Source organism: Ginsengibacter sp. (assembly GCF_057362405.1).
In genome coordinates this window covers 1-5,506 of record NZ_JBMQQG010000128.1, presented here as the reverse complement: position 1 = coordinate 5,506, position 5,506 = coordinate 1, and the positions used below count along the sequence as shown (strand labels likewise).

7 protein-coding genes are annotated in these 5,506 nt (G+C 42.1%); 3 read left to right on the top strand and 4 right to left on the bottom strand.

All coding sequences use genetic code 11. The features are described 5' to 3' along the window. Positions 1-194, top strand: a 194-nt coding sequence (locus tag ACO1O5_RS10595) for a hypothetical protein (RefSeq protein ID WP_486270003.1), incomplete at its 5' end; no start/stop codon positions are given. Between the two features lie 207 nt (positions 195-401). Here the strand turns inward: ACO1O5_RS10595 and ACO1O5_RS10590 are convergent. After that, positions 402-1,487 (bottom strand): hypothetical protein, encoded by a 1,086-nt coding sequence (locus ACO1O5_RS10590; RefSeq protein WP_486270001.1) that lies wholly within the window; start codon positions 1,485-1,487, stop codon positions 402-404. Positions 1,488-1,859: 372 nt separating this feature from the next. Here ACO1O5_RS10590 and ACO1O5_RS10585 point away from each other — a divergent pair, with 372 nt between their 5' ends. Then, entirely contained in the window at positions 1,860-2,717 is an 858-nt protein-coding gene (locus tag ACO1O5_RS10585; protein WP_486269999.1) for a DUF6089 family protein, read from the top strand. Between the two features lie 70 nt (positions 2,718-2,787). On the opposite strand, the gene ACO1O5_RS10580 is transcribed toward ACO1O5_RS10585, so the two are convergent. From ACO1O5_RS10580 to ACO1O5_RS10570, 3 genes are all read right to left on the bottom strand, one after another. Beyond that, on the bottom strand, positions 2,788-3,357 hold the full coding sequence (locus ACO1O5_RS10580) for a hypothetical protein (RefSeq protein WP_486269997.1): 570 nt from the start codon (positions 3,355-3,357) through the stop codon (positions 2,788-2,790). A 193-nt stretch (positions 3,358-3,550) separates the two neighbouring features. Then, on the bottom strand, positions 3,551-4,630 hold the full coding sequence (locus tag ACO1O5_RS10575) for a WD40/YVTN/BNR-like repeat-containing protein (protein WP_486269995.1): 1,080 nt from the start codon (positions 4,628-4,630) through the stop codon (positions 3,551-3,553). A 17-nt stretch (positions 4,631-4,647) separates the two neighbouring features. Next, the gene (locus ACO1O5_RS10570) at positions 4,648-4,920 is read right to left on the bottom strand and encodes a MoaD/ThiS family protein (RefSeq protein ID WP_486269993.1); all 273 of its coding nucleotides are present in this window, start codon (positions 4,918-4,920) and stop codon (positions 4,648-4,650) included. A 430-nt stretch (positions 4,921-5,350) separates the two neighbouring features. On the opposite strand from ACO1O5_RS10570, the gene ACO1O5_RS10565 reads away from it, so the two are divergent. Then, positions 5,351-5,506, top strand: a 156-nt coding sequence (locus ACO1O5_RS10565; RefSeq protein ID WP_486270005.1) for an SDR family NAD(P)-dependent oxidoreductase, incomplete at its 3' end; no start/stop codon positions are given.

Sequence of the window (5,506 nt, the reverse complement as noted above, 5' to 3'; positions counted from 1 at the left end):
ACAGGCTCTTTCCCTACTCGTATTGTGTTTTCTCCAATAAGATAACAACCCTATTGAGGTTGTCTTTGGCATTATTGTTGGGGTTTCGGCCTGCCTCCAAATGGAGAAAAGGCAATCGGGATTTTCGCATGCAGTCCGCATTTTTATTCCCTATTTTGGTTAAAGAAAATGACGGTGCGGTGAACTGTTATTAACCTGGTAATTTTGTCGTGTATCCGTAATAGTTAGTATAAGCTTCGGGAATTGTTTATTGGTATTTTAACGTGCGTAAGCATATCGCATAAACTTATATCTCAGCAGAGGGCGTAGCCCCCGGTAAGTCAACGATATTAAGCGCTCTGGCTTGCTTTAATATAGAAGATGGCTTTTAAATTTAAACCTGTATTATTATAAGACCAAAATTATTGAACAGTTATAGATACATCACACGACTCCCCACCAATCGGCGAAGGCCCAATAATATAAGGCGTATATGTAAAGGTTCCCGAAGACAAAGGTGTACCGCTGCCTTTGAGTGCGATGGAATACTCACCTGCTGCGGGAAAATTTCCAATTGCTGAAAAAACTACTCCATTAATCCTGGCCGTAGATATGGCGTAGTTGCCGGGGAGCGTAGCATAAGGTGTTATAGTAATTGTATTGCTGCTGTTTAATGCAACGCCTGCAGTGTAAGTTCCCTGTATAGATTGTGGAGCGCAAACCAACCCGGTTGGGGCAGTGCCCGATTGCAAAACATAGGTAGCAAGCGGCTCTGCACATTGCACCGGCAGGTTGAAACTGCAATGTGAGGAATCAGAATTTAAATTAAAAAACAGCAATCCGGGATCGCCTGGCATACCAACGCCTTTCAAAACAACGGTCTGCGGGCCGGCAGAATTGAAATGTCCTGACGCAGAGAAACTAATGCCATTGATCGTATCTGTTCTTATATTATAGTCACCCGGTGTGTTTACGATTACTTCGATGGTTATAGAGTTAGTTGCTTTTACCTCGGAACCTGCTGCAAAAACACCCTCAATTTTCGGGTTCGAGCAATCGTTGGGATAGCCGGAGAGTATATAGCTTGCCGGTGCCTGCTTCAATACATTCAATGTAAAATAACAACCATTAGTCCCGGGAATTTTGATTGTAAACGTGCCGGCAGAAGCAGGCGTGCCACTGCATTGAAGTGTAACAACCTCTGTACCTGTAGTTGCAAAATTGCCCGATGCGGAAAATGAAATTCCATCAGTGGGACTTGTGAAAATAGTATAATTGCCTGCGGTTGTTACCTGGACTGTAACCTGCAAATTGTTAGAGTTTCCTGTGGGTGCACCTGCAATATAATATCCGGAAAGTACTACAGGAGCACACGCGGCCGGCGAACCTTCTATGATGTAACTGGCCTGTGGCCCGCCTTCGTAGCTATATTCTTTCTGGCACGATGCAAACAGGACCAAGGCAAAGAGATAAACAAATGGGAAATAATTGTGAACTAACTTTTTCATAACTGTGCACAATTTAAATTAAGATAAGAGTAAAATAAAATTATTCCCGCTTAAAGAAAAATTTGCCATCAAAGGCGCAGGTCAATGTCATTTAGTAAAAGATCGGCATGTAAAACCAGGGAGGTTGCTTACAAAACCTATTATGATAAAACGTCAAAAGAAAACTTCTGGATTTAAGTTATTCCATCCTTCGGAAAAATTTCAACATCAGGTAGTAAGTGTCTAATCATAGAGCAATTTAAATAATCTAAACCTTTCCAAAACAGGAAACACAAGTATTTAGGAGATTTATTCAATATCATGTTAAGTACAACTGAAATAAATAGAATCAATAAACGTTATCTAATTTCGACATCTCCTTATTTTATTCAAATGAAAAAATTATTATTTATTTCTTGCTTCTTTCCAATAATAACATCTGCACAGAATTTTTATTTTTCCGGGCGGCTGGGAGTTGCCAATTATGAAGGTGATTTGAAAGCAAAGACCGTCTCACTTTCGCAGGCAAAATTAATGGGATCCTTAGGTGCGCAATACGACTTATCTGAACATCTCTCTTTGAGAAGTTATGTAACACTTACGTCGCTGCATGCTGATGATAAAAAAGGAACGCCCGCCATGCAGCGGAGAAACCTGAATTTCAGTTCAAAGATCGCCGACTGGGAATTGACCGGCCAGTATAATTTTCTAAGTCTGAATGAACACTGGTGGACGCCTTATATATTTGCCGGCATCGGAATTTATCATTTCAATCCATATACAAAAGATACAAGCGGTAAGAAATATTTTCTTCAGCCGCTTAGTACCGAAGGCGAAGGTTTCACCGCAGGTATAAAAAATTATAAACTCACCCAGTTTAGTGTTCCTGTTGGAATAGGAGCATCGTACTCAATCAACGAAGACATGCGAATAGGTCTTGAATTTGGTTATCGCAAAATCTTTACCGATTACCTGGACGATGTAAGCAATAAGTATGTAGACGAGGCTGCTCTCCTCAATGCAAAAGGAGCAAAAGCAGTTGAACTGGCTTATCGTGGCAATGAAGTGCAGGCCGGGCCGTATCCCGCAGCCGGCATCGGTCGCGGCAACCCGAATAATAAGGATGGATATTATTACATAGCGATAACTTACACCGTCCGTTATTTTTTCGACAAGTACAAACAGATCGCCGGAATTCTTCCCGGAAAGAAACAGAAAAAAGTTGGCTGCCCGGCTACAAGGCAGTATTGATCTTTAAATATTGCGGAAGATTAGTTTCGCCGCAAACTGCCTTTTGCAAATTTTAAAAAAAATTGCCTCACTAACTCCCGGGTTCAACGTTAGCCGAACGTATTAATTCAAAAGAGTTCATGAACTTTTCAATAGATGAATTATCATCCTTATCCGCCGCAGTGACTATCTCCAGCATATAAAGCCTGTTATTCACCAGGTACAGACGAATGTTCATTACCGACTTCCCCTGCTGAATATCTAATTTCACCTGCCGCCCGGGGAATCCCTGAATTGCAGTTTTGGATTCGCTCACTAATTTACCATGAAAGTTATTTACGATACCGTCGATGGAATTTTTGAAGAATGCGTCAAGTTCGTTGTCGTTACCGGAATTAATCAAAGAGTCAGGATATTCGGTTTCGGTAAGGATATAAGCTAAATTGTCGTCGGCCTTATTAGTCGCGGCGTTATACGAGTAAATGTTCAGTTTCAAATTCCCTTTAGCGGTATTTACAGTGCCCGATTGGTCTGTTGGTTGACGAGGAAAAAAGATTTTACAATTTTCAGTTGTTACCATAGTCCAATCATCAATGGATTTAAATGAAAGAATGGTACATGCAAGGAGTAGCAGAACTGCCAGGGATCTAAGTGTTTTCATGTGCTGGGGCTTTAATAAAAAATGAGATTATAATTTACGAACGAATATAATCCCGATTCATTATCCGGCGTGGATAAATTATTTCTGAATATTTGAAACCGGAGGTGTAAAACGTCAGTCTATGGTCGCACCATAGATTTAAGGGTATGAGGAAAGGAATTTTTTACCTTATAATTAACTTCCATCATTTTGATCAGGCGAATTGTACCGAATACACCATGGGTAAATAGTTATTGATAGTTTGCCAGCTTTCACCCCTATCGGGCGAAAAGAAAAGATTACCGGTAGTTGTGCCGAAAGCAACGGCATCGCCGGAACTGTCCAACGCATGGCGATACACGATATCAAAACAGTTTTCCTGCGGCAATCCTTTGCGTAAATTTTTCCAGGTCTTTCCCCCATCGTCGGTGCGGCAAATACAAAGTGCACCTTTAATGGCCGTACGTGTCGTATCGCTATTGGCAGGACATACCCATGCCTGGGCAGGATCATCATCGGCTACGGAAAGTGCGAACCCAAACCTGGCGGGACCTTCAGACTGGCTTATCTCTTCCCAGTTCTTCGCTCCATCAATGGAGCGAAATATACCACAATGATTCTGCTGCCAGAGTATATCCGGATCTGTAGGCGCTGCAACCAGGATATGAGGATCATGTCCTATGTCCGATAGAGGGTCGGGCAGAAAATCTGCCCTGAGCCCTTTGTTTCTTACCTGCCACGTTTTGCCGGAATCATTTGTTTCAAATACCCCGGCACAACTGATGCCTACATGAATATGATTTTCATCCCGCGGATCTACCACAATAGAATGTATGCCCGGCTGGTCGCGGCCGCCACCCATCCAATGTTGTTTGCGGGTCGGATGGTTCCAAAGGGATGTTACCAGGTCGAATTGATCTCCTTCATTGTCGCTCACAAACAGACCACCGGGATCGGTGCCCAGCCATAGTCTCGACGGGAATGATTTTCCTCCGTTGGCAACAGACCATATGTAACGGGTGGTGGCCATTATTCCATCCTTTATTTCCTCACCTTGCGGATATGCGGGCGCTGCAACTTCGTCCCAGGTTTTCCCCCTGTCTTTTGAGCGGTGCAGCTTCACACCCCAATGACCATGATCCAAGGCTGCCCACCACGTACCGGAGCGGGCATCTTCGTAAGCTATAGAAACCGGCACTCCTTCAAAAGAAAGATTTTCCACCTCCCAATGATTATGGTGATAACGATAAGATATAAAACCTTTACGGGTGCCGAGAAGCAAAGTCGGTGTCATATAAATCGATTTTATTGTTAACCGCCGGATAAGGCTTGTATTATGTAAATCTCACTGTCCTGCGATAGCGGATCAGTTAGGCCATCACGGTCGTTTATGATGCCGCCATCAATAAATATATTTACATGGCCCCGCAGTCGACCCTGCTCATCAACCAAATAACTCCGTAAGGTTGGATACCCTGCTTCCACTTCATCTAAAATTTCCCGCACAGTAGTTCCCCTTGCTGGTAACTCCTTAATACCGGGAAAAAATCTTTCCAGCGCAGATGTAAATTTTACCGTTGCCATCGCAATACTTTTTATGTATTAAACTTCCAATCTTATATTAAAATATCAACGTAACTAAGCTACAAAATTATTTATTTAAAACGAAGAACAGGCGGGCACGATTTGAATATTGGGAAAAAAAATCCACCTAGGGATCGCCAAGAAATTTACCAGGTTTTATCATATTTCATTTTGCGAAACTGTTAATTTGCAAACGCCAAGTATGACGCTAACGGCAATGGGTAAGGTCAATTCAGCAGGTGCGAATCTTCTGTATTAAATGAATATGATTGTCACCAGGCAGATACCGGATTTGTTAACGCCCAACTCATAATCTTTTTTAAAAAAAAAATTCCTATTTGCTGCATTACCTTTATTACAAACTTTTCTTCCTGCCGAAATAATTGGCTTTGCAGAAGATTTTATCACATTCAAATTTAAGATACTAACGATGCCACTAAAACCATTCGACAAACAAACAGCGATTATAACGGGCGCCGGCCAGGGTATTGGTTTTGAAATAGCAAGACAATTATGTGCCAATGGTGCATCTGTGATTCTGAATGATGTGGATGCCGTTATGGCAAACGAAGCAGCCGCTAAAATT

Bases quoted from the DNA above. Each gene is read 5' to 3' on its own strand.
- ACO1O5_RS10590 (WP_486270001.1), bottom strand. From the start codon at position 1,487: ATGAAAAAGTTAGTTCACAATTATTTCCCATTTGTTTATCTCTTTGCC.
- ACO1O5_RS10585 (WP_486269999.1), top strand. From the start codon at position 1,860: ATGAAAAAATTATTATTTATTTCTTGCTTCTTTCCAATAATAACATCT.
- ACO1O5_RS10580 (WP_486269997.1), bottom strand. From the start codon at position 3,357: ATGAAAACACTTAGATCCCTGGCAGTTCTGCTACTCCTTGCATGTACC.
- ACO1O5_RS10575 (WP_486269995.1), bottom strand. From the start codon at position 4,630: ATGACACCGACTTTGCTTCTCGGCACCCGTAAAGGTTTTATATCTTAT.
- ACO1O5_RS10570 (WP_486269993.1), bottom strand. From the start codon at position 4,920: ATGGCAACGGTAAAATTTACATCTGCGCTGGAAAGATTTTTTCCCGGT.